The 24,126-nt window shown below is 53.2% G+C and carries 19 protein-coding genes; all 19 read left to right on the top strand.

What is annotated here, in order from left to right; translation table 11 throughout:
* Positions 1-208: 208 nt before the first annotated feature.
* Positions 209-934, top strand: coding sequence for a 30S ribosomal protein S2 (rpsB, locus tag K8W53_RS18045; protein WP_000246886.1), 726 nt, complete (start codon positions 209-211; stop codon positions 932-934).
* A gap of 257 nt (positions 935-1,191) precedes the next feature.
* Entirely contained in the window at positions 1,192-2,043 is an 852-nt protein-coding gene (gene tsf, locus K8W53_RS18040; RefSeq protein ID WP_000808106.1) for a translation elongation factor Ts, read from the top strand.
* Between the two features lie 144 nt (positions 2,044-2,187).
* Positions 2,188-2,913, top strand: coding sequence for a UMP kinase (gene pyrH / locus K8W53_RS18035; RefSeq protein WP_000224567.1), 726 nt, complete (start codon positions 2,188-2,190; stop codon positions 2,911-2,913).
* Between the two features lie 146 nt (positions 2,914-3,059).
* Positions 3,060-3,617, top strand: a complete 558-nt coding sequence (gene frr / locus K8W53_RS18030) for a ribosome recycling factor (protein WP_000622423.1) — start codon at positions 3,060-3,062, stop codon at positions 3,615-3,617.
* A 141-nt stretch (positions 3,618-3,758) separates the two neighbouring features.
* The gene (gene ispC, locus K8W53_RS18025; RefSeq protein ID WP_000811899.1) at positions 3,759-4,955 is read left to right on the top strand and encodes a 1-deoxy-D-xylulose-5-phosphate reductoisomerase; all 1,197 of its coding nucleotides are present in this window, start codon (positions 3,759-3,761) and stop codon (positions 4,953-4,955) included.
* A 312-nt stretch (positions 4,956-5,267) separates the two neighbouring features.
* The gene (ispU, locus tag K8W53_RS18020) at positions 5,268-6,026 is read left to right on the top strand and encodes a (2E,6E)-farnesyl-diphosphate-specific ditrans,polycis-undecaprenyl-diphosphate synthase (protein WP_000947413.1); all 759 of its coding nucleotides are present in this window, start codon (positions 5,268-5,270) and stop codon (positions 6,024-6,026) included.
* Positions 6,027-6,038: 12 nt separating this feature from the next.
* On the top strand, positions 6,039-6,896 hold the full coding sequence (cdsA, locus tag K8W53_RS18015) for a phosphatidate cytidylyltransferase (protein WP_000922422.1): 858 nt from the start codon (positions 6,039-6,041) through the stop codon (positions 6,894-6,896).
* An 11-nt stretch (positions 6,897-6,907) separates the two neighbouring features.
* The gene (rseP, locus tag K8W53_RS18010) at positions 6,908-8,260 is read left to right on the top strand and encodes a sigma E protease regulator RseP (RefSeq protein WP_000949017.1); all 1,353 of its coding nucleotides are present in this window, start codon (positions 6,908-6,910) and stop codon (positions 8,258-8,260) included.
* A 31-nt stretch (positions 8,261-8,291) separates the two neighbouring features.
* A complete protein-coding gene (bamA, locus tag K8W53_RS18005) occupies positions 8,292-10,703 on the top strand; it encodes an outer membrane protein assembly factor BamA (RefSeq protein WP_001240924.1) in 2,412 nt (803 codons plus the stop codon).
* Positions 10,704-10,825: 122 nt separating this feature from the next.
* Positions 10,826-11,311 (top strand): molecular chaperone Skp, encoded by a 486-nt coding sequence (gene skp / locus K8W53_RS18000; protein WP_000758966.1) that lies wholly within the window; start codon positions 10,826-10,828, stop codon positions 11,309-11,311.
* Positions 11,312-11,314: 3 nt separating this feature from the next.
* On the top strand, positions 11,315-12,340 hold the full coding sequence (gene lpxD / locus K8W53_RS17995) for a UDP-3-O-(3-hydroxymyristoyl)glucosamine N-acyltransferase (protein WP_001139265.1): 1,026 nt from the start codon (positions 11,315-11,317) through the stop codon (positions 12,338-12,340).
* Positions 12,341-12,445: 105 nt separating this feature from the next.
* A complete protein-coding gene (gene fabZ, locus K8W53_RS17990) occupies positions 12,446-12,901 on the top strand; it encodes a 3-hydroxyacyl-ACP dehydratase FabZ (RefSeq protein ID WP_000210741.1) in 456 nt (151 codons plus the stop codon).
* A 3-nt stretch (positions 12,902-12,904) separates the two neighbouring features.
* Complete coding sequence (lpxA, locus tag K8W53_RS17985; protein WP_000565950.1) at positions 12,905-13,693, top strand: acyl-ACP--UDP-N-acetylglucosamine O-acyltransferase; 789 nt, start codon at positions 12,905-12,907, stop codon at positions 13,691-13,693.
* On the top strand, positions 13,693-14,841 hold the full coding sequence (lpxB, locus tag K8W53_RS17980) for a lipid-A-disaccharide synthase (RefSeq protein ID WP_000741216.1): 1,149 nt from the start codon (positions 13,693-13,695) through the stop codon (positions 14,839-14,841). Before lpxA ends, lpxB begins: the two co-directional genes overlap by 1 nt.
* On the top strand, positions 14,838-15,434 hold the full coding sequence (gene rnhB / locus K8W53_RS17975) for a ribonuclease HII (RefSeq protein ID WP_000569412.1): 597 nt from the start codon (positions 14,838-14,840) through the stop codon (positions 15,432-15,434). The genes lpxB and rnhB overlap by 4 nt, the downstream gene beginning before the upstream one ends.
* Before the next feature lie 23 nt (positions 15,435-15,457).
* Positions 15,458-18,940, top strand: a complete 3,483-nt coding sequence (gene dnaE / locus K8W53_RS17970; RefSeq protein ID WP_023224203.1) for a DNA polymerase III subunit alpha — start codon at positions 15,458-15,460, stop codon at positions 18,938-18,940.
* Between the two features lie 12 nt (positions 18,941-18,952).
* Positions 18,953-19,912, top strand: a complete 960-nt coding sequence (gene accA, locus K8W53_RS17965) for an acetyl-CoA carboxylase carboxyl transferase subunit alpha (RefSeq protein WP_000055753.1) — start codon at positions 18,953-18,955, stop codon at positions 19,910-19,912.
* Positions 19,913-20,091: 179 nt separating this feature from the next.
* Positions 20,092-21,855: a chitinase gene (locus K8W53_RS17960; protein ID WP_042947538.1), complete on the top strand. Its 1,764-nt coding sequence runs from the start codon at positions 20,092-20,094 to the stop codon at positions 21,853-21,855.
* Positions 21,856-21,930: 75 nt separating this feature from the next.
* The gene (ldcC, locus tag K8W53_RS17955) at positions 21,931-24,072 is read left to right on the top strand and encodes a lysine decarboxylase LdcC (protein WP_023224200.1); all 2,142 of its coding nucleotides are present in this window, start codon (positions 21,931-21,933) and stop codon (positions 24,070-24,072) included.
* Positions 24,073-24,126: the final 54 nt, after the last annotated feature.

Raw genomic sequence — 24,126 nt, 5'->3', positions numbered from 1 at the left:
AATTATTGGTGTCGGTGGCGTATTTGTGGTATAAAGCGCGCCGGACTTCCGATCCATTCGAAGACTACACACGATGGACGGGAGCGACAAATCTCACTTTGTGTAACAACACACACGTATCGGCACATATTCCGGGGTGCCCTTTGGGGTCGGTAATATGGGATACGTGGAGGCATAACCCCAACTTAATCTATAGAGGTTTTAAATCATGGCAACTGTTTCCATGCGCGACATGCTCAAGGCTGGTGTTCACTTTGGTCACCAGACCCGTTACTGGAACCCGAAAATGAAGCCTTTCATCTTCGGCGCGCGTAACAAAGTTCACATCATCAACCTTGAGAAAACTGTACCGATGTTCAACGAAGCTCTGGCTGAACTGAACAAGATCTCTGCTCGTAAAGGTAAAATCCTTTTCGTTGGTACTAAACGCGCTGCAAGCGAAGCGGTGAAAGAAGCTGCTAACAGCTGCGACCAGTTCTTCGTGAACCATCGCTGGCTGGGCGGTATGCTGACTAACTGGAAAACAGTTCGTCAGTCCATCAAACGTCTGAAAGACCTGGAAACTCAGTCTCAGGACGGTACTTTCGAAAAGCTGACCAAGAAAGAAGCGCTGATGCGTACTCGTGAGCTTGAGAAACTGGAAAACAGCCTGGGCGGTATCAAAGACATGGGCGGTCTGCCGGACGCTCTGTTCGTTATCGATGCTGACCACGAGCACATTGCTATCAAAGAAGCGAACAACCTGGGTATCCCGGTATTTGCTATCGTTGATACCAACTCTGATCCGGACGGCGTTGACTTCGTTATCCCGGGTAACGATGACGCAATCCGTGCTGTTAGCCTGTACCTGGGCGCTGTCGCTGCAACCGTTCGTGAAGGCCGTTCTCAGGATCTGGCTTCCCAGGCGGAAGAAAGCTTCGTAGAAGCCGAGTAATAAGGCTTGATAACTCCCTAAAATAGTTCGAGTTGCAGGAAGGCGGCAAGCTCGAGAATTCCCGGGGGCTTACATCAGTAAGTGACTGGGATGAGCGAGTGAAGGCAACGCGCCTGCGGCTCGAAATATGAAGGGGAGAGCCCTTATAGACCAGGTAGTATCACGTTTGGTTAGGGGGCCTGTATATGGCCCCCTTTTTCACTTTTATATCTGTGCGGTTTGATGCCGGGCAGATCAAATCTTTCGAGGATTTTAGAATGGCTGAAATTACCGCATCCCTGGTAAAAGAGCTGCGTGAGCGTACCGGCGCAGGCATGATGGATTGCAAAAAAGCGCTGACTGAAGCGAATGGCGACATTGAGCTGGCAATCGAAAACATGCGTAAGTCCGGCGCTATCAAAGCGGCGAAAAAAGCAGGCAACGTGGCTGCTGACGGCGTAATCAAAACCAAAATCGACGGCAACGTCGCTTTCATTCTGGAAGTTAACTGCCAGACTGACTTCGTGGCTAAAGATGCTGGCTTCCAGGCATTTGCTGACAAAGTGCTGGACGCCGCTGTTGCTGGCAAAATCACTGACGTAGAAGTTCTGAAAGCACAGTTCGAAGAAGAGCGCGTTGCTCTGGTAGCGAAAATTGGCGAGAACATCAACATTCGTCGCGTAGCTTCCCTGGAAGGCGACGTTCTGGGTTCTTACCAGCACGGTGCGCGCATCGGCGTTCTGGTTGCCGCTAAAGGCGCTGACGAAGAGCTGGTTAAACAGCTGGCGATGCACGTTGCGGCAAGCAAGCCGGAATTCGTTAAGCCGGAAGACGTGTCTGCTGACGTGGTAGAGAAAGAGTACCAGGTACAGCTGGACATCGCGATGCAGTCCGGTAAGCCGAAAGAAATCGCAGAGAAAATGGTTGAAGGCCGCATGAAGAAATTCACCGGTGAAGTTTCTCTGACTGGTCAGCCTTTCGTCATGGAACCGAGCAAATCTGTTGGCCAACTGCTGAAAGAGCACAACGCTGACGTGACTGGCTTCATCCGCTTTGAAGTGGGCGAAGGCATTGAGAAAGTCGAGACTGACTTTGCAGCAGAAGTTGCTGCGATGTCTAAGCAGTCCTGATTTTCCTGAGGAGCCGCCTGAGGGCGGCTTCTTTTTGCGCCTCTCTTGTAAAATCAGCCGACGCCTGGCGTCTGCGCTGAAATGCGACGTACAATGTCGCCGGAATTAACTCATATCAATCGTTGACAGTCTCAGGAAAGAAACATGGCTACCAATGCAAAACCCGTCTATAAACGCATTCTGCTTAAATTAAGCGGCGAAGCTCTGCAGGGTACGGAAGGCTTCGGTATTGATGCAAGCATACTGGATCGTATGGCTCAGGAGATCAAAGAACTGGTTGAACTGGGTATTCAGGTTGGTGTGGTGATTGGCGGTGGTAACCTGTTCCGTGGCGCGGGTCTGGCAAAAGCGGGGATGAACCGCGTTGTGGGCGACCACATGGGCATGTTGGCCACCGTCATGAACGGCCTGGCAATGCGTGATGCGCTTCACCGCGCCTATGTGAACGCCCGCCTGATGTCGGCAATTCCTTTAAACGGCGTGTGCGACAACTACAGTTGGGCCGAGGCGATTAGCCTGCTGCGTAATAACCGTGTTGTGATTCTGTCTGCAGGTACGGGTAACCCGTTCTTCACTACCGACTCTGCGGCCTGTCTGCGCGGGATCGAAATTGAAGCGGATGTCGTACTGAAAGCGACCAAAGTGGATGGCGTATTCACTGCCGATCCGGCAAAAGATCCTTCCGCGACCATGTACGATCAGCTGACCTACAGCGAAGTGCTGGATAAAGAGCTGAAAGTGATGGATCTGGCGGCGTTCACGCTGGCTCGTGACCACAAACTGCCGATTCGTGTTTTCAACATGAATAAACCGGGCGCGCTGCGTCGTGTGGTGATGGGCGAAAAAGAAGGGACGTTAATCACGGAATAATTCCCGTGAGCGCCAAATACGGGTAAGATTCTGTTCTATTGACGGGTCTTATTACCTGGCAGAAATTAAACGAGACTATACTTAGCACATCTTTGTATTGTGTGACCGTCTGGTCTGACTGAGACTAGTTTTCAAGGATTCGTAACGTGATTAGCGATATCAGAAAAGATGCTGAAGTACGCATGGAAAAATGCGTTGAAGCGTTCAAAACCCAAATCAGCAAAGTGCGCACGGGTCGTGCTTCTCCCAGCCTGCTGGATGGTATTGTCGTAGAATACTATGGCACTCCGACCCCGCTGCGCCAGTTGGCAAGCGTAACGGTAGAAGACTCCCGTACCTTAAAAATTAACGTGTTTGACCGTTCTATGGGGCCAGCCGTTGAAAAAGCGATCATGGCGTCAGACCTCGGTTTGAATCCAAGCTCTGCGGGCACCGACATTCGCGTTCCGCTGCCGCCGCTGACCGAAGAACGTCGTAAAGATCTGACGAAAATTGTCCGTGGCGAAGCGGAGCAGGCGCGTGTCGCCGTTCGTAACGTCCGCCGTGATGCGAACGATAAAGTAAAAGCTCTGCTGAAAGATAAAGCGATCAGTGAAGATGACGATCGTCGCTCTCAGGAAGAAGTACAGAAAATGACCGACGCGGCAATTAAGAAAGTTGATGCGGCGTTGGCAGATAAAGAAGCAGAACTGATGCAGTTCTGATTGATCTGTACGCAGATATAAACTCATTCCACCGCTAAACCTGGCGGATGAGTGGTGTACAAAGCGCCGCGCAGAAGACATTATCAGGTCTCCTGTGCGGCGTTTTGCTTTTTATTCCGTTTCAACATTTCTGGACGTTTCATGAAGCAATTAACCATTCTGGGCTCGACCGGCTCTATTGGTTGCAGCACACTGGACGTGGTGCGCCATAATCCTGATAGCTTCCGCGTTATCGCGCTGGTGGCGGGTAAAAATGTCGCCCGCATGGCGGAGCAGTGCCTGGAATTCTCGCCGCGTTATGCCGTGATGGACGATACGTCGAGCGCAGAACAGCTCAAAATAATGCTTCAGCAGCATGGCAGCCGCACCGAGGTTCTGAGCGGTCAGCAGGCTGCCTGTGAGATGGCGGCGCTTGATGAGGTCGGGCATGTGATGGCGGCCATTGTGGGCGCGGCTGGTTTACTGCCGACCCTGGCGGCGATTCGCGCAGGGAAGACGATTCTGCTGGCGAATAAAGAATCGCTGGTGACCTGCGGGCGGCTGTTTATGGACGAAGTAAAACGCAGCAACGCCCGGCTTTTACCCGTCGATAGCGAACATAACGCGATTTTTCAGAGTTTGCCGCAATCTATTCAGCATAATCTGGGATACGCTGACCTTGAGCAAAATGGCGTAACGTCGATTTTGCTTACCGGGTCTGGTGGCCCGTTTCGTGAAACGCCAATGTGCGATCTGGCCGCGATGACGCCGGATCAGGCATGTCGTCATCCGAACTGGTCGATGGGGCGAAAAATCTCCGTCGACTCCGCCACCATGATGAATAAAGGTCTGGAATACATTGAAGCGCGTTGGTTATTTAATGCCAGCGCACGTCAGATGGAAGTGTTGATCCATCCGCAATCGGTCATTCATTCGATGGTGCGTTATCAGGACGGCAGCGTCCTGGCGCAGCTTGGAGAACCTGACATGCGTACGCCTATTGCGCATACGATGGCATGGCCGAATCGCGTCGCGTCCGGCGCGCAGCCGCTCGATTTTTGCAAACTCAGCGCGCTGACGTTTAGCGCGCCAGATTATCAGCGTTATCCATGCCTGAAGCTGGCGATGGAGGCGTTTGAGCAAGGTCAGGCGGCAACGACGGCGCTCAATGCGGCAAACGAAATCACCGTTGCCGCGTTTCTGGCGCAACAGATTCGTTTTACCGATATCGCCGGGCTCAATTTAGCGGTGCTGGAGAGGATGGATTTACAGGAACCGGCAAGCGTTGAGGACGTATTGCAGGTTGACGCCATCGCGCGTGAAGTAGCCCGAAAACAAGTGATACGGCTCTCACGCTGACGATTATCCCGCGACAGAAGATCGTGCTATTTGTTAGCGTTGGGCTTCGGTGATATAGTCTGCGCCACCTGATCGCAGGTTTTTGGCTTTTTTCGGTCAGGTTAGCCGTGGTTTTACACGGCTTTTTTGTGGATACACAAAATCATTCAGGACGCATCGGGACGGCAGGCGAATACGTTCCCGGCGTGCGCAGACAGCGCACGACAGGGGCGATGAGGCGCAGTCATCCGCGAAGCGAACCGAAGAGAATGTGTATAAAGGCTTCAGTATTCCTGAGTACCGCTAAATCCTTTCAGGGACAAAAAACGCGTTATGTTGTCTGCAACTCAACCAGTAAGCGAAAATTTGCCAGCACATGGCTGCCGTCATGTTGCCATAATTATGGATGGCAATGGTCGCTGGGCGAAAAAGCAAGGGAAGATCCGGGCCTTTGGGCATAAAGCCGGGGCGAAGTCCGTCCGGCGAGCGGTCTCTTTTGCTGCCAATAACGGTATTGATGCGTTAACGCTGTATGCCTTTAGTAGTGAAAACTGGAACCGACCGGCGCAGGAAGTGAGCGCGTTAATGGAGCTGTTTGTGTGGGCGCTGGATAGCGAAGTCAAAAGCCTGCACCGCCATAACGTTCGCCTGCGTATTATCGGCGATATCAGCCGATTCAACTCACGTTTACAAGAACGTATTCGCAAATCAGAAGCGCTTACCGCCCATAATACGGGTCTAACGCTGAATATCGCTGCGAATTACGGCGGACGTTGGGATATTGTCCAGGGAGTCCGACAACTGGCGGAACAGGTGCAGGCTGGAGTGCTGCGCCCCGATCAGATTGATGAAGAGAGACTAGGCCAGCAAATCTGTATGCATGAGCTGGCGCCTGTGGATTTAGTAATTAGGACTGGGGGAGAGCATCGCATTAGTAACTTTTTGCTTTGGCAAATTGCCTATGCCGAACTTTACTTTACGGATGTTCTTTGGCCCGATTTCGATGAACAAGACTTTGAAGGTGCGCTGCATGCCTTTGCTAATCGAGAGCGTCGTTTCGGCGGTACCGAGCCTGGTGATGACAAAGCCTGATGGGGGTTGCTTTTGCTGAAGTATCGCCTGATTTCTGCTTTTGTGTTAATACCCGCGGTCATCGCTGCGCTTTTTTTATTGCCGCCGGTGGGGTTCGCTATTATTACGCTGGTTGTCTGTATGCTGGCCGCGTGGGAATGGGGACAGTTAAGCGGTTTCGCCGCGCGTTCACAGCGGGTTTGGCTGGCGGTGCTGTGTGGTCTGTTATTGGCGCTGATGCTATTTTTGTTGCCTGAGTATCATCACAACATTCGTCAACCGCTGGTTGAGATGTCGCTTTGGGCATCGTTAGGATGGTGGGTTGTCGCGCTACTGCTGGTGCTATTTTATCCCGGTTCGGCGGCAATCTGGCGCAACTCAAAAACATTGCGTCTCATTTTCGGTTTGTTAACTATCGTGCCATTTTTCTGGGGCATGCTGGCGCTGCGCGCCTGGCACTATGACGAGAATCATTACAGTGGCGCAATATGGCTACTCTATGTCATGATCCTGGTCTGGGGAGCGGACTCTGGCGCGTATATGTTTGGTAAATTATTTGGCAAACATAAGCTGGCGCCGAAGGTTTCCCCGGGTAAAACCTGGCAAGGGTTTATCGGCGGGCTTGCTACGGCTGCCGTGATCTCATGGGGTTACGGTATGTGGGCGAATCTGAATGTTGCGCCTGTTATCTTGCTGATTTGCTCTGTGGTGGCGGCTCTGGCTTCTGTACTGGGCGACCTCACCGAGAGTATGTTTAAGCGCGAAGCAGGAATTAAGGATAGCGGCCACTTGATTCCAGGCCATGGCGGCATTCTGGACCGAATTGACAGCCTGACGGCTGCCGTACCGGTCTTTGCTTGCCTGTTGTTACTGGTGTTCAGGACGCTCTAACGGAAGGTTTTATGCTGAGTATTCTCTGGAATCTGGCTGCATTCATCATCGCACTGGGCGTGCTGATCACTGTGCATGAATTTGGTCATTTCTGGGTTGCCCGGCGCTGCGGTGTGCGAGTTGAGCGTTTTTCCATCGGTTTTGGCAAAGCGCTCTGGCGTCGTACCGATCGGTACGGCACCGAGTATGTCATCGCCCTGATCCCGCTGGGCGGCTACGTCAAAATGCTGGATGAACGCGCCGAACCGGTAGCGCCGGAATTGCGTCGTCACGCCTTCAATAACAAAACGGTGGGCCAGCGCGCCGCAATTATTGCCGCAGGTCCGGTTGCGAACTTCATTTTTGCTATCTTTGCTTACTGGCTGGTCTTTATCATCGGCGTCCCTGGCGTTCGTCCGGTCATTGGCGAAATAACGCCCAACTCGATTGCTGCGCAGGCGCAAATTGCGCCTGGTACGGAACTTAAAGCCGTTGATGGTATCGAAACCCCTGATTGGGATGCCGTGCGTTTACAACTGGTGTCCAAAATTGGCGATCAGCAGACGACGGTGAGCGTCGCGCCGTTTGGTAGCGACCAGCGGCAGGACAAAACGCTTGATTTACGTCACTGGGCATTTGAGCCTGATAAGCAAGATCCTGTATCTTCTTTAGGGATTCGGCCCCGCGGGCCACAGATTGAACCGGTACTGTCAGAAGTGCAGGCGAATTCCGCAGCCAGTAAAGCGGGTTTGCAAGCGGGCGACAGGATCGTTAAAGTCGATGGTCAGCCGTTAACGCAGTGGATGAAATTCGTGACGTTTGTACGCGATAATCCCGGTAAGCCGTTAGCGTTAGAGATTGAAAGGCAGGGGAGCGCCTTGTCGTTGACGTTAACGCCGGATACGAAATCGGTTAACGGAAAGGCGGAAGGGTTTGCAGGCGTGGTGCCTAAAATTATTCCTCTGCCGGAAGAGTACAAGACTATACGCCAGTATGGGCCTTTTAGCGCCATCCTCGAAGCCACGGATAAGACGTGGCAGTTGATGAAGCTGACGGTCAGTATGCTGGGTAAATTGATAACCGGTGATGTGAAACTGAACAACCTCAGTGGGCCGATTTCTATCGCTCAGGGGGCTGGGATGTCAGCGGAGTTCGGGGTGATTTATTACCTGATGTTCCTTGCGCTAATCAGCGTGAACTTAGGGATAATTAACCTGTTTCCGCTGCCCGTTCTTGACGGGGGTCATCTGCTGTTCCTGGCGATTGAAAAGCTTAAGGGCGGGCCGGTATCCGAGCGGGTTCAAGACTTTAGTTATCGCATTGGCTCGATTTTGCTGGTGTTGTTAATGGGGCTTGCACTTTTCAATGATTTCTCTCGGTTGTAAGAGAGTTAGTTAGGAAGAACGCATAATAACGATGGCGATGAAAAAGTTGCTCATAGCGTCGCTGCTGTTCAGCAGCGCCACCGTATACGGTGCTGAAGGGTTCGTAGTGAAGGACATTCATTTCGAAGGCCTGCAGCGAGTCGCCGTTGGTGCGGCTCTCCTCAGTATGCCGGTGCGCACAGGCGACACGGTTAATGATGAAGATATCAGTAACACCATTCGCGCTCTGTTCGCCACCGGCAACTTTGAGGACGTCCGCGTCCTGCGCGATGGTAATACCCTTCTGGTTCAGGTAAAAGAACGTCCGACCATTGCCAGCATCACTTTCTCCGGGAACAAGTCGGTGAAAGATGACATGCTCAAGCAAAACCTCGAAGCGTCTGGCGTACGTGTTGGCGAGTCTCTGGATCGCACCACGTTGTCTGATATCGAAAAAGGTCTGGAAGACTTTTACTATAGCGTAGGTAAATACAGCGCCAGCGTTAAGGCGGTCGTCACGCCGCTGCCGCGCAACCGTGTTGATCTTAAACTGGTGTTCCAGGAGGGCGTATCGGCGAAGATCCAACAGATCAACATCGTCGGTAACCATGCCTTTAGCACCGAAGAACTCATTTCCCATTTCCAGTTGCGTGACGAAGTGCCGTGGTGGAACGTCGTCGGCGATCGTAAATACCAGAAACAGAAGCTGGCGGGCGACCTTGAAACCTTGCGCAGCTACTATCTGGATCGCGGCTACGCGCGTTTCAATATTGACTCCACGCAAGTGAGTCTGACGCCGGATAAGAAAGGGATCTACATCACCGTCAATATCACCGAAGGCGATCAGTACAAGCTTTCCGGGGTTCAGGTGAGCGGTAACCTGGCCGGACATTCCGCTGAAATTGAGAAACTGACGAAAATTGAACCGGGCGAGCTCTATAACGGCACCAAAGTGACCAAAATGGAAGATGACATCAAAAAGCTTCTGGGTCGCTATGGTTACGCCTATCCGCGCGTGCAGTCACAGCCTGAAATTAACGATGCTGACAAAACCGTAAAACTGCGCGTAAACGTCGATGCGGGCAACCGTTTCTACGTGCGTAAGATCCGCTTTGAAGGCAACGACACCTCAAAAGATTCCGTTCTGCGCCGTGAAATGCGCCAGATGGAAGGGGCGTGGCTGGGCAGCGACCTGGTTGACCAGGGGAAAGAGCGTCTGAACCGTCTCGGCTTCTTTGAAACCGTCGACACCGACACGCAGCGCGTTCCGGGTAGCCCGGATCAGGTTGATGTGGTGTACAAGGTGAAAGAGCGCAACACCGGTAGCTTTAACTTCGGTATCGGTTACGGTACAGAAAGCGGCGTTAGCTTCCAGGCCGGCGTTCAGCAGGACAACTGGTTAGGTACCGGTTATTCCGTGGGGATTAACGGTACCAAAAACGACTACCAGACCTACAGCGAACTGTCCGTTACTAACCCATACTTTACCGTTGACGGCGTGAGCCTCGGTGGTCGTATCTTCTATAACGACTTTGAAGCGGATGATGCCGACCTGTCCGACTATACCAACAAGAGTTACGGTACGGACGTGACGCTTGGCTTCCCCATCAACGAGTACAACACGTTGCGTGCTGGTCTGGGTTATGTCCATAACAAACTGTCCAATATGCAGCCGCAGATTGCGATGGATCGTTATCTTGAATCGATGGGCGACCCTGATGCCAGCGATTTTGCTGCCGACGACTTCACCTTTAACTACGGCTGGACCTATAACAAGCTTGACCGTGGGTATTTCCCGACGGACGGCTCGCGAGTCAACCTGACGGGTAAGGTGACGATCCCAGGTTCCGACAACGAATACTACAAAGTGTCGCTGGATACCGCGACCTATGTGCCTATCGATAACGATCACAAGTGGGTGGTTCTGGGGCGTACTCGTTGGGGTTATGGCGATGGTTTAGGCGGTAAGGAAATGCCGTTCTATGAGAACTTCTATGCCGGTGGTTCCAGTACCGTGCGTGGTTTCCAGTCGAATACTATCGGCCCGAAAGCGGTCTATAAAAACGGCGCCCGCACTAGTGGGGGCGATAATGATGAATACGAAGACTGTACTCAGGAATCAGGCTGTAAATCAGATGATGCGGTAGGTGGTAATGCCATGGCTGTCGCCAGCCTGGAATTTATTACCCCGACGCCGTTCATCAGCGAAAAGTATGCCAACTCGGTTCGTACCTCCTTCTTCTGGGATATGGGTACCGTTTGGGATACGAACTGGGATCCGTCATCTGCGCCGTCAGATGTACCGGATTACAGCGATCCAGGCAACATCCGTATGTCCGCGGGTATCGCATTACAATGGATGTCCCCATTGGGGCCGTTGGTCTTCTCCTACGCCCAGCCGTTTAAAAAGTACGATGGAGACAAAGCCGAGCAGTTCCAGTTTAACATTGGTAAAACCTGGTAATTGTTCACTGCAAAGGAATGCATTGGTAGTGTAGCGATGACTTTTGGCGATGCCCCCAGGGATCGCCAGGCCACGCAAAGAGCTGTACCTTCGGGTGCAAATGGGATGGTAAGGAGTTTATTGTGAAAAAGTGGTTATTAGCTGCAGGTCTTGGTTTGGCGATGGTAACGTCCGCACAGGCTGCTGACAAAATTGCAATCGTCAACATGGGTAATCTGTTCCAACAGGTTGCGCAGAAGACGGGTGTATCCAATACACTGGAAAACGAATTTAAAGGCCGTGCGGCTGAACTGCAAAAAATGGAAACCGATCTGCAATCTAAAATGCAGCGTCTGCAATCCATGAAAGCAGGTAGCGATCGTACTAAGCTGGAAAAAGACGTGATGTCTCAGCGCCAGACTTTCGCACAAAAAGCGCAGGCTTTTGAGAAAGATCGCGCTCGTCGTTCCAACGAAGAACGCAACAAACTGGTGACTCGTATCCAGACTGCGGTGAAAAAAGTGGCTAACGACCAGAGTATCGATCTGGTGGTAGACGCAAACACCGTTGCTTACAACAGCAGCGATGTGAAAGACATCACCGCTGACGTACTGAAACAGGTTAAATAAGTAATGCCTTCAATTCGACTGGCTGACTTAGCAGAACAGTTGGATGCAGAATTACACGGTGATGGCGATATCGTCATCACCGGCGTTGCGTCCATGCAATCTGCAACAACAGGCCACATTACGTTTATGGTAAATCCTAAGTACCGTGAACACTTAGGTTTATGCCAGGCTTCTGCGGTTGTCATGACGCAGGACGATCTTCCTTTTGCCAAGAGCGCGGCGCTGGTAGTTAAAAATCCCTACCTGACCTACGCGCGCATGGCGCAAATTTTAGATACTACGCCGCAGCCCGCGCAGAATATCGCGCCAAGTGCCGTGATTGATGCGACGGCAACGCTGGGTAGCAATGTTTCAGTCGGCGCGAATGCGGTGATTGAATCTGGCGTACAACTGGGCGATAACGTGGTTATCGGCGCAGGCTGTTTCGTCGGAAAAAATAGCAAAATCGGGGCGGGTTCACGCTTGTGGGCGAACGTAACGATTTACCACGACATTCAGATCGGTGAGAATTGCCTGATCCAGTCCAGTACGGTGATCGGCGCGGACGGTTTTGGCTACGCTAACGATCGTGGCAACTGGGTGAAGATCCCACAACTGGGCCGGGTCATTATTGGCGATCGTGTCGAGATCGGCGCTTGTACCACCATTGACCGTGGCGCGTTGGATGATACTGTTATTGGCAATGGCGTGATTATTGATAATCAGTGCCAGATTGCACATAACGTCGTGATTGGCGACAATACGGCAGTTGCCGGTGGCGTCATTATGGCGGGTAGCCTGAAGATTGGCCGTTACTGCATGATTGGCGGCGCCAGCGTGATCAATGGGCATATGGAAATATGCGACAAAGTCACGGTAACTGGCATGGGTATGGTGATGCGTCCCATCACGGAACCGGGCGTCTACTCCTCAGGCATTCCGCTGCAACCCAACAAAGTATGGCGTAAAACTGCTGCACTGGTGATGAACATTGATGATATGAGCAAGCGTCTCAAAGCGATTGAGCGCAAGGTTAATCAACAAGACTAACGTTCCGCCTTGTAGTTGCCATTCTTTTCCGGCCTGTCACATTCATACGATTGCGGCAGGCCGTGTTATTATTGCCTTTTTGTATATTTGGACAGGAAGAGTATTTTGACTACTAACACTCATACTCTGCAGATTGAAGAGATTTTAGAGCTTCTGCCGCACCGTTTTCCGTTTTTACTGGTCGATCGCGTGCTGGACTTTGAAGAAGGTCGTTTTCTGCGTGCGGTGAAAAATGTCTCCGTCAACGAGCCGTTTTTCCAGGGACACTTCCCGGGCAAACCGATTTTGCCAGGCGTGCTGATTCTGGAAGCGATGGCGCAGGCAACCGGTATTCTGGCGTTTAAAAGCGTTGGGAAACTGGAACCTGGCGAACTGTATTATTTCGCGGGTATTGATGAAGCGCGCTTTAAGCGTCCGGTGGTGCCAGGCGATCAGATGATCATGGAAGTCACTTTCGAGAAAACGCGCCGTGGCCTGACCCGCTTTAAAGGGGTTGCGCTGGTCGACGGTAAAGTTGTGTGCGAAGCAACCATGATGTGTGCTCGTAGCCGGGAGGCCTGATTCGTGATTGATAAATCCGCCTTTATTCATCCTACCGCCATTGTGGAAGACGGCGCTGTAATTGGCGCTAATGCCCACATTGGTCCCTTTTGTATTGTTGGGCCGCAGGTCGAAATTGGTGAGGGAACCGTACTGAAGTCTCATGTGGTCGTGAATGGTCAAACCAAAATCGGCCGCGACAACGAGATTTATCAGTTTGCCTCCATCGGTGAAGTGAACCAGGATCTAAAATATGCGGGTGAGCCGACCCGTGTGGAAATTGGCGATCGTAACCGCATCCGCGAAAGCGTCACCATTCATCGTGGTACAGTGCAGGGCGGTGGGTTGACGAAGGTGGGTAGCGATAACCTGCTGATGATCAATGCGCATGTCGCACATGATTGTACGGTAGGTAATCGCTGTATCCTCGCCAACAACGCCACGCTGGCGGGGCACGTATCAGTCGATGATTTTGCGATCATCGGCGGTATGACGGCAGTTCATCAATTCTGCATTATCGGTGCGCATGTGATGGTCGGTGGCTGCTCCGGCGTGGCGCAGGATGTCCCTCCGTATGTGATTGCGCAGGGTAACCATGCGACGCCGTTCGGGGTAAATATCGAAGGGCTGAAGCGTCGCGGCTTTAGCCGTGAAGGGCTGGTGGCGATTCGTAATGCCTACAAACTGTTGTACCGCAGTGGTAAAACGCTCGACGAAGCGAAGCTGGAAATCGCTGAACTTGCTGAAAAGCATCCGGAAGTGAAGGCGTTTACCGAGTTTTTTGAGCGTTCAACGCGCGGTCCGATTCGTTAATGGCGGCACAGCGTCCTTTAACGATTGCCCTGGTCGCCGGTGAAACGTCCGGCGATATTCTTGGCGCAGGCTTAATTCGTGCGCTGAAAGCGCGCGTACCCAACGCCCGCTTTGTGGGCGTTGCGGGGCCGCGTATGCAGGCCGAAGGGTGTGAAGCCTGGTACGAAATGGAAGAGCTGGCGGTCATGGGCATTGTTGAAGTGCTCGGACGTTTACGCCGTTTGTTGCATATCCGCGCCGATCTGACCCGCCGTTTTACCGAACTCAAGCCCGATGTCTTTGTCGGGATTGACGCCCCTGATTTCAATATTACCCTCGAAGGTAATCTGAAAAAACAAGGGATTAAGACCATTCATTATGTCAGCCCGTCCGTTTGGGCCTGGCGACAGAAACGCGTTTTCAAAATAGGCAGATCCACCCATATGGTGCTGGCTTTTCTGCCTTTCGAAAAAGCGTTTTACGATAAATTTAACGTCCCGTGCCGCTTTATCGGTCACACCATGGCGGATGCCATGCCGCTGGACCCGGATAAAAATGCGGCGCGCGACGTGCTGGGTATCCCGCATGACGCCCATTGTCTGGCGCTACTGCCAGGCAGCCGTGGCGCGGAAGTGGAAATGCTCAGCGCCGACTTCCTGAAAACCGCACAATTGCTGCGACAGCGCTATCCCGATCTGGAAGTGGTCGTGCCGCTGGTAAACGCGAAACGCCGCGAGCAGTTTGAAAAAATTAAAGCGGAGGTTGCGCCGGATCTCGCCGTTCATTTGCTGGACGGCATGGCGCGCGAGGCGATGATCGCCAGCGACGCGGCTCTGCTGGCCTCGGGTACGGCGGCGCTGGAGTGTATGCTGGCAAAATGCCCGATGGTCGTGGGATATCGTATGAAGCCCTTCACTTTCTGGCTGGCGAAACGTCTGGTGAAAACGGAGTATGTGTCTTTGCCTAACCTGCTGGCGGGAAGGGAATTAGTCAAAGAGCTGTTGCAGGAAGAGTGCGAACCGCAAAAACTCGCCGAAGCGCTGTTGCCGCTACTGGCGAACGGTAAAACCAGCCATGCGATGCACGACACCTTCCGTGAACTGCATCAGCAGATCCGCTGTAATGCCGATGAGCAGGCGGCAGATGCCGTCCTGGAGTTAGCGCAATGATCGAATTTGTTTATCCACACACCCATTTAGTGGCGGGTGTGGATGAAGTGGGCCGTGGCCCGCTGGTGGGCGCCGTAGTGACCGCCGCCGTGATCCTCGATCCGGCTCGTCCGATCGTCGGTCTGAATGATTCCAAAAAATTGTCTGAAAAGCGTCGTCTGTCATTGTATGACGAGATTAAAGAAAAGGCGTTAAGCTGGAGTCTGGGACGCGCAGAAGCGCATGAAATTGATGAGCTGAATATTTTGCACGCCACAATGCTCGCCATGCAGCGCGCTGTCGCTGGTCTGCATATTGCGCCAGAATATGTGCTGATCGACGGCAATCGCTGTCCGGAACTGCCTGTGCCGTCAATGGCCGTGGTGAAAGGCGACAGCCGCGTGGCGGAGATTAGCGCGGCGTCTATTCTGGCGAAAGTCACCCGCGATGCAGAAATGGCGGCGCTGGATATCGTTTTTCCTCAGTATGGCTTTGCGCAGCACAAAGGCTATCCAACCGCTTTTCATCTGGAAAAGTTGGCACAGTATGGCGCGACGGCGCACCACCGACGCAGTTTTGCGCCTGTTAAACGCGCTCTGGGACTTGTGTCCTGATTCTTGTATCGAGAAATCTGAAGATGTCTGAACCACGTTTCGTTCACCTGCGGGTGCACAGCGACTACTCTATGATCGATGGGCTGGCGAAGACCGGGCCGCTGGTGAAAAAGGCGGCCTCATTAGGTATGCCTGCGCTGGCGATCACCGATTTTACCAACCTCTGCGGTCTGGTGAAGTTCTACGGAGCGGGTCATGGCGCGGGCATTAAACCCATCGTCGGGGCGGACTTTAATGTTCACAACGAACTGCTGGGAGATGAGCTGACTCATCTGACGGTACTGGCGGCGAATAATACGGGATACCAGAACCTGACGTTGCTGATCTCGAAAGCGTATCAGCGCGGCTACGGCGCGGCAGGCCCGATTATCGAGCGCGACTGGCTGGTAGAGCTTAAAGAAGGTTTGATCCTGATTTCCGGCGGACGCATGGGCGACGTAGGCCGCTGTCTGCTACGCGGCAACCAGGCGCTGGTGGAGGAGTGCGTTGCTTTCTATGAAACGCATTTTCCCGATCGCTACTTTCTGGAACTGATCCGCACCGGCAGACAGGATGAAGAGACCTATCTCCATGCTGCGGTTGAACTGGCTGAGGCACGTGGTTTGCCGGTTGTTGCGACAAACGATGTCCGTTTCCTTGAAAGCGATGATTTTGACGCCCATGAGATTCGTGTCGCGATCCACGACGGTTTCACCCTCGACGATCCTAAACGTCCACGCAATTATTCACCGCAGCAGTATATGCGCAGTGAAGAAGAAATGTGCGAGCTGTTCTCCGATATTCCGGAGGCGCTGGAAAATACGGTGGAGATTGCCAAACGCTGCAACGTAACGGTGCGTCTGGGTGAATATTTCCTGCCGCAGTTCCCGACCGGCGATATGACCACCGAAGATTATCTGGTCAAAAAAGCGAAAGAGGGGCTGGAAGAGCGTCTGGCTTTCCTGTTTCCGGACGAAGAAGAGCGCAAAAAGCGTCGCCCGGAATATGACGAGCGTCTGGATATTGAACTACAGGTTATCAACCAGATGGGGTTCCCTGGCTACTTCCTCATCGTGATGGAGTTTATCCAGTGGTCAAAAGATAACGGCGTGCCGGTAGGGCCGGGACGTGGTTCCGGGGCTGGTTCGCTGGTGGCCTACGCGCTGAAAATTACCGACCTTGATCCGCTGGAATTTGACCTGCTGTTCGAACGTTTCCTGAACCCGGAACGTGTCTCGATGCCTGACTTCGACGTCGACTTCTGTATGGAGAAACGCGACCAGGTGATTGAGCACGTCGCAGACATGTACGGGCGTGATGCGGTATCGCAAATTATCACCTTCGGTACGATGGCGGCGAAAGCCGTTATCCGCGATGTGGGCCGCGTGCTGGGGCATCCGTACGGTTTTGTCGATCGTATCTCGAAGCTGGTGCCGCCCGATCCGGGCATGACGCTGGCAAAAGCCTTTGAAGCGGAACCGCAACTGCCGGAAATTTACGAGGCGGACGAAGAGGTCAGAGCGCTGATCGATATGGCGCGTAAGCTCGAAGGCGTCACGCGTAACGCTGGTAAGCACGCTGGCGGCGTGGTCATCGCGCCGACCAAAATTACCGACTTTGCGCCGCTGTACTGCGATGAAGAGGGCAAGCATCCGGTTACCCAGTTTGATAAAAGCGACGTGGAATATGCCGGGCTGGTGAAGTTCGACTTCCTCGGTTTGCGTACGCTGACTATCATCAACTGGGCGCTGGAGATGATCAACAAGCGGCGGGCGAAGAATGGCGAGCCACCGCTGGATATCGCCGCCATTCCGCTGGACGATAAAAAAAGCTTCGACATGCTGCAGCGCTCGGAAACCACGGCGGTCTTCCAGCTTGAATCGCGCGGCATGAAAGATCTGATCAAACGTCTGCAGCCGGACTGCTTTGAAGATATGATCGCACTGGTGGCCCTGTTCCGTCCCGGCCCGTTGCAGTCAGGGATGGTAGATAACTTTATCGACCGTAAGCACGGTCGTGAAGAACTCTCTTACCCGGACGTTCAGTGGCAGCATGAAAGCCTGAAGCCGGTACTGGAGCCGACCTACGGCATCATTCTGTATCAGGAACAGGTGATGCAGATTGCCCAGGTACTTTCCGGGTATACTCTCGGCGGCGCGGATATGCTGCGTCGTGCGATGGGTAAGAAAAAGCCGGAGGAGATGGCCAAACAGCGTTCCGTTTTTGAAGAGGGCGCGAAAAAGAACGGTATCGACGGCGAACTGGCGATGAAAATCTTTGACCTGGTGGAGAAATTCGCCGGTTACGGGTTTAACAAATCGCACTCCGCCGCTTATGCGCTGGTTTCTTACCAGACGCTATGGCTAAAGGCGCACTATCCGGCTGAATTTATGGCGGCGGTGATGACTGCCGATATGGACAACACCGAGAAGGTCGTCGGCCTGGTGGACGAGTGCTGGCGGATGGGACTGAAAATTCTGCCGCCGGATATTAACTCCGGATTGTACCATTTCCACGTTAACGATGAGGGCGAGATCGTCTACGGCATCGGCGCGATCAAAGGCGTCGGCGAAGGGCCGATCGAAGCGATCATCGACGCGCGTAATCAGGGCGGCTATTTCCGCGAGCTGTTTGATCTGTGCGCGCGGACCGACACCAAAAAGCTCAACCGCCGGGTGCTGGAAAAGCTGATCATGTCCGGGGCGTTCGACCGCCTGGGGCCGCACCGCGCCGCGCTGATGAACTCATTGGGCGATGCGCTGAAAGCCGCCGACCAGCACGCCAAAGCGGAAGCTATCGGTCAGGCGGATATGTTCGGCGTGCTGGCGGAAGAGCCGGAGCAAATCGAGCAATCCTATGCCAGCTGCCAGCCGTGGCCGGAGCAGGTGGTGTTAGATGGGGAACGTGAAACGTTGGGGCTGTACCTGACGGGCCACCCCATCAATCAGTATTTAAAAGAAATTGAGCGCTATGTCGGCGGGGTAAGGCTCAAAGACATGCATCCGACAGAACGTGGTAAAGTCACCACGGCTGCGGGGCTCGTGATTGCCGCAAGGGTTATGGTCACCAAGCGCGGCAATCGTATCGGCATCTGTACGCTGGATGACCGTTCCGGGCGTCTGGAAGTGATGTTATTTACCGACGCGCTGGATAAATACCAGCAGTTGCTGGAAAAAGACCGCATACTTATCGTCAGCGGACAGGTCAGCTTTGATGACTTCAGCGGGGGGCTTAAAATGACCGCCCGCGAAGTGATGGATATTGACGAAGCTCGCGAAAAATACGCTCGCGGGCTTGCTATCTCGCTGACGGACAGGCAAATTGATGACCAGCTTTTAAACCGACTCCGTCAGTCTCTGGAACCCCACCGCTCGGGGACCATTCCAGTACATCTCTACTATCAGAGGGCGGATGCGCGTGCGCGGCTGCGTTTTGGCGCAACGTGGCGTGTCTCTCCGAGCGATCGTTTACTTAACGATCTGCGTGGCCTCATTGGTTCGGAGCAGGTGGAACTGGAGTTTGACTAATACAGGAATACTATGAGTCTGAATTTCCTTGATTTTGAACAGCCGATAGCAGAGCTGGAAGCGAAAATCGATTCTCTGACTGCGGTAAGCCGCCAGGATGAGAAACTGGATATTAATATCGATGAAGAAGTCCATCGCCTGCGCGAAAAAAGCGTAGAACTGACGCGCAAAATCTTCGCCGATCTCGGCGCATGGCAGGTAGCCCAACTGGCGCGCCATCCGCAGCGTCCGTACACCCTGGATTATGTCCGTCTGGCGTTTGATGAGTTTGATGAGCTGGCGGGCGATCGCGCCTATGCTGATGACAAAGCCATCGTCGGCGGTATCGCGCGTCTGGAAGGGCGGCCGGTGATGATCATTGGTCATCAGAAAGGTCGTGAAACCAAAGAAAAAATTCGTCGTAACTTTGGCATGCCAGCGCCGGAAGGCTACCGCAAAGCGCTGCGCCTGATGGAAATGGCTGAACGCTTCAACATGCCGATTATCACCTTCATCGACACCCCGGGCGCTTACCCTGGCGTGGGCGCGGAAGAGCGTGGTCAGTCTGAAGCCATCGCCCGCAACCTGCGTGAGATGTCTCGTCTGAACGTACCGGTCATCTGCACCGTGATTGGCGAAGGCGGCTCCGGCGGCGCATTGGCGATTGGCGTGGGTGATAAAGTGAATATGCTGCAATACAGCACCTATTCCGTTATCTCCCCGGAAGGTTGCGCCTCTATTTTGTGGAAGAGCGCCGACAAAGCGCCATTGGCTGCTGAAGCAATGGGCATCATCGCGCCGCGTCTGAAAGAGCTGAAGCTAATCGATTCCATCATTCCGGAGCCGCTGGGCGGCGCGCACCGTAATCCGGAAGCGATGGCGGCGTCGCTAAAAGCGCAGCTGCTGGAAGATTTAGCCGATCTCGATGTGTTAAGCACCGATGATTTAAAAAACCGTCGTTACCAGCGTTTGATGAGCTACGGTTACGCCTAATCATTTACCTCATTTCTCCCAGGAGGCCGGATAATCCGGCCTCTTTTTTTTGGACGAGGAAAAATGAGACGCCGATGAGCTGATGTGATTAAACGCAACGGCATGTTCTCCCTGACACTGTAGCAACTGCCAGGCGTGTGGCCAGGGCAGGCAGTGAACTACCCTTCAAGGAGAAAATTATGGGATTGCAAAAAACACTGGCGCTCAGCGCCGTGGCGGCAGGAATCATGTTGAGCTTATCCGGTGCGCAGGCCGCACCGCTGCTTAGCAGTAGTGAGCCAATGACCATCAACGCCAGCGATCTGGCGGCGAAAGAGAAAGCGCTGACGGATTTTCCGTTAATGGAGGCCGTGAAATCCTCTATCCAGACGTTGGATAACAGCGCGGTCGAACAAATCGAACCGGGGCGCGCCGCTAACCCGGCAAACGTAAGACGCGTTGAAAGTATTCTGAAAGAGGCCGACTGGGATTATCTGTTCCCGATGCGCGCGCCGGAATATACTTACTCTAACTTCCTGAAAGCGATAGGTAAATTCCCGGCGGTTTGTGGTACCTACACCGATGGACGCGATAGCGACGCTATCTGCCGTAAAACCCTGGCTACTATGTTTGCGCATTTTGCCCAGGAGACGGGCGGTCACGAAAGCTGGCGTGACATTCCGGAATGGCGTCAGGCGCTGGTCTATCTGCGCGAAGTCGGCTGGACAGAAGGGCAGAAAGGCGGCTACAACGGCGAATGTAACCCGGATGTATGGCAGGGCCAGACCTGGCCGTGCGGTAAAGATAAGGACGGCGATTTCCTCAGCTATTTTGGTCGCGGGGCAAAACAGCTTTCTTATAACTACAACTATGGGCCTTTCTCTGACGCGATGTATGGCGACGTTCGCCCTCTGCTGGATAAACCCGAGCTGGTGGCGGATACCTGGATGAACCTGGCGAGCGCCGTCTTCTTCTTTGTGTATCCGCAGCCGCCGAAGCCGTCTATGCTACATGTGATTGACGGTACCTGGCAGCCAAACGATCGCGATAAAGCAAACGGCCTGGTATCAGGTTTCGGCGTCACCATTCAAATCATCAATGGCGGCGTGGAGTGCGGCGGCGCAGATGAGAATGCGCAGTCGCTTAACCGTATCGCCTACTACAAAGAGTTTGCCAACTACCTGAAAGTGCCGGTGCCGGCGGACGAAGTGTTGGGCTGTAAAAAGATGAAGCAGTTCGATGAAGGCGGCGCTGGCGCGTTACCGATCTATTGGGAACAAGACTGGGGCTGGAGCGCCGATACTGCGGACGGTAAAACCTATTCCTGCCAGTTAGTGGGATATCAGACGCCGTATACCGCCTTTAAAGAGGGTGACTACACGAAATGTGTACAGCATTATTTCAACGTTAATGTCGTCGATGATAACGGAACCACTGAACCGGATGTCACGCCAACTCCGGCGCCAGTGACGGATGAAAACGTGGCGCCAGTCGCGCGCATTGCCGGGCCGGTCGGGGCGGTGGAAGCTGGTAGCCCGGTTTCACTCAGCGCGGAAGGATCGACCGACGCGAATGGCGACAAGCTCACCTATACCTGGATGTCGCAGGATGGCAAAACGCTGAGCGGCCAGGATAAAGCCGTTGTGATTTTCAACGCGCCGGATGTCACTCAGAACACCCAGTATGTGGTGAATCTGACCGTTAGCGACGGTACGCTCTCCAGTACAGCGGTTTATACGCTGAATGTGAAAGCGAAGGCCGCCGCTGCGGATGACGAAGATAAGACCACCAGCTACCCTGCCTGGAGCAGCAGCCAGAAATGGAATCCGGGCGACATCGTTAACAGTAATGGCGCATTGTACCAGTGCAAACCGTTCCCGGAAGGCTCATGGTGTAATGTTGCGCCTGCCTACTATGAGCCCGGCGTAGGGATTGCCTGGGCCGATGCATGGAACGCATTGTAATAAGATAAATCCTGTCGGTGCTTTGCATCGGCAGGATTGTTACTATGCTTATCTCAGGTTTTTTCAGGAGAAAGCATGAACATCATCGCCATTATGGGGCCGCACGGGGTTTATTATAAAGATGAACCCATCAAGGAGCTTGAGCGTGCATTACAATCCCTGGGATTTCAAATTATCTGGCCGCAAAATAGCGTTGACTTGTTGAAGTTTATTGAACATAACCCGCGCATCTGTGGCGTTATTTTTGACTGGGATGAATACAGTCTCGACCTTTGTAGCGAAATCAACCAGCTAAATGAATACCTTCCCCTCTACGCCTTTATCAATACCAACTCCACGCTGGACGTTAGCGTTCACGATATGCGCATGGCGCTGTGGTTTTTTGAGTATGCATTGGGGCTGGCTGAAGATATCGCGACGCGCATTCATCAATATACAAACGAATATCTCGATAATATTACGCCACCGTTTACCAAAGCGCTGTTTACCTACGCCAAAGAAGGAAAATATACCTTTTGTACGCCGGGTCATATGGCGGGAACGGCGTATCAGAAAAGTCCGCCAGGCTGTCTGTTTTATGACTTTTTTGGCGGCAATACCTTAAAAGCTGATGTGTCGATTTCGGTGACTGAACTGGGATCGCTGCTGGATCACACCGGGCCGCATCTGGAAGCGGAAGAGTATATCGCCCGTACTTTTGGCGCCGAGCAGAGCTATATGGTGACGAACGGTACGTCGACCTCGAATAAAATTGTCGGTATGTATGCCGCGCCTGCGGGAAGTACGCTACTCATTGATCGTAATTGTCATAAATCGCTGGCGCATTTGCTGATGATGAGCGATGTGGTGCCTCTCTGGTTGAAGCCGACGCGCAATGCGCTCGGTATTCTCGGCGGTATTCCTAAGCGTGAATTTACCCGCGACAGCATTGCGCGTAAGGTGGCGGAAACCGCGCAGGCGCAATGGCCGGTTCATGCGGTTATCACCAATTCTACTTACGATGGTCTGCTGTATAACACTAACTGGATCAAGCAGATGCTGGACGTTCCCTCGATCCATTTTGATTCCGCCTGGGTACCCTATACCCATTTCCATCCGATCTACCAGGGGAAAAGCGGGATGAGCGGCGATCGGGTGCCCGGAAAAGTGATTTTCGAAACGCAATCCACCCATAAAATGCTGGCGGCTTTTTCGCAGGCGTCGCTTATTCATATCAAAGGGGAATATGACGAAGAGACGTTTAACGAAGCGTTTATGATGCACACTTCCACATCGCCGAGCTATCCCATTGTCGCCTCTATCGAGACCGCAGCGGCGATGCTGCGCGGTAATCCAGGGAAAAGATTGATTAATCGTTCGGTGGAGCGGGCACTCCATTTTCGTAAAGAGGTACAGCGGCTACGTGAAGAGTCCGATAGCTGGTTCTTTGATATCTGGCAGCCGGAAGAGGTTGATGAGGCCGAATGCTGGCCGGTCACGCCGGGAGAAACCTGGCATGGCTTCACCGATGCCGATGACGATCATATGTTCCTCGATCCGGTTAAGGTGACAATCCTGACGCCGGGGATGGATGAACAGGGCAACATGAGCGCAGAGGGGATACCCGCCGCGCTGGTGGCGAAGTTCCTCGATGAGCGAGGCGTGGTGGTGGAAAAAACCGGGCCGTATAATCTACTGTTTTTGTTCAGCATAGGGATTGATAAGACCCGTGCGATGGGGTTGCTGCGCGGACTGACGGAATTTAAACGGGCCTACGATCTTAACCTGCGCGTCAAAAATATGTTGCCGGATCTGTATACGGAAGATCCGGATTTTTATCGCAATATGCGCATTCAGGATCTGGCGCAGGGGATCCATAAACTGATCCGCCAGCACGATCTTCCGGGGCTGATGCTGCGGGCGTTCGAGGTTTTACCGGAGATGATCATGACCCCGCACCAGGCCTGGCAGCGTCAGATCAAAGGCGAGGTGGAAACCGTGGCGCTCGATCAACTGCCAGGGCGCGTTTCCGCGAATATGATCCTGCCTTATCCGCCAGGCGTTCCGCTGTTGATGCCCGGCGAGAGGATCACGCAACAGAGTCGGGCCGTGCTCGATTTTCTGTTGATGCTCTGCTCGATTGGCCAGCATTATCCCGGTTTTGAAACGGATATTCACGGCGCGAAACGGAATGAAGACGGGGTGTACCAGGTACGAGTCTTAAAACACGCTTGTTAGCTTGCCTGACGGGAATGTGACGAGTAACGTACTGATAATCAATAAAGGAGACGC

The organism is Salmonella sp. A29-2, from assembly GCF_020150755.1.
Taxonomy (GTDB): Bacteria; Pseudomonadota; Gammaproteobacteria; order Enterobacterales; family Enterobacteriaceae; genus Salmonella; species Salmonella enterica.
The sequence above is the reverse complement of the archived record's forward strand: the minus strand, read 5'-3'. Positions and strand labels throughout refer to the sequence as shown.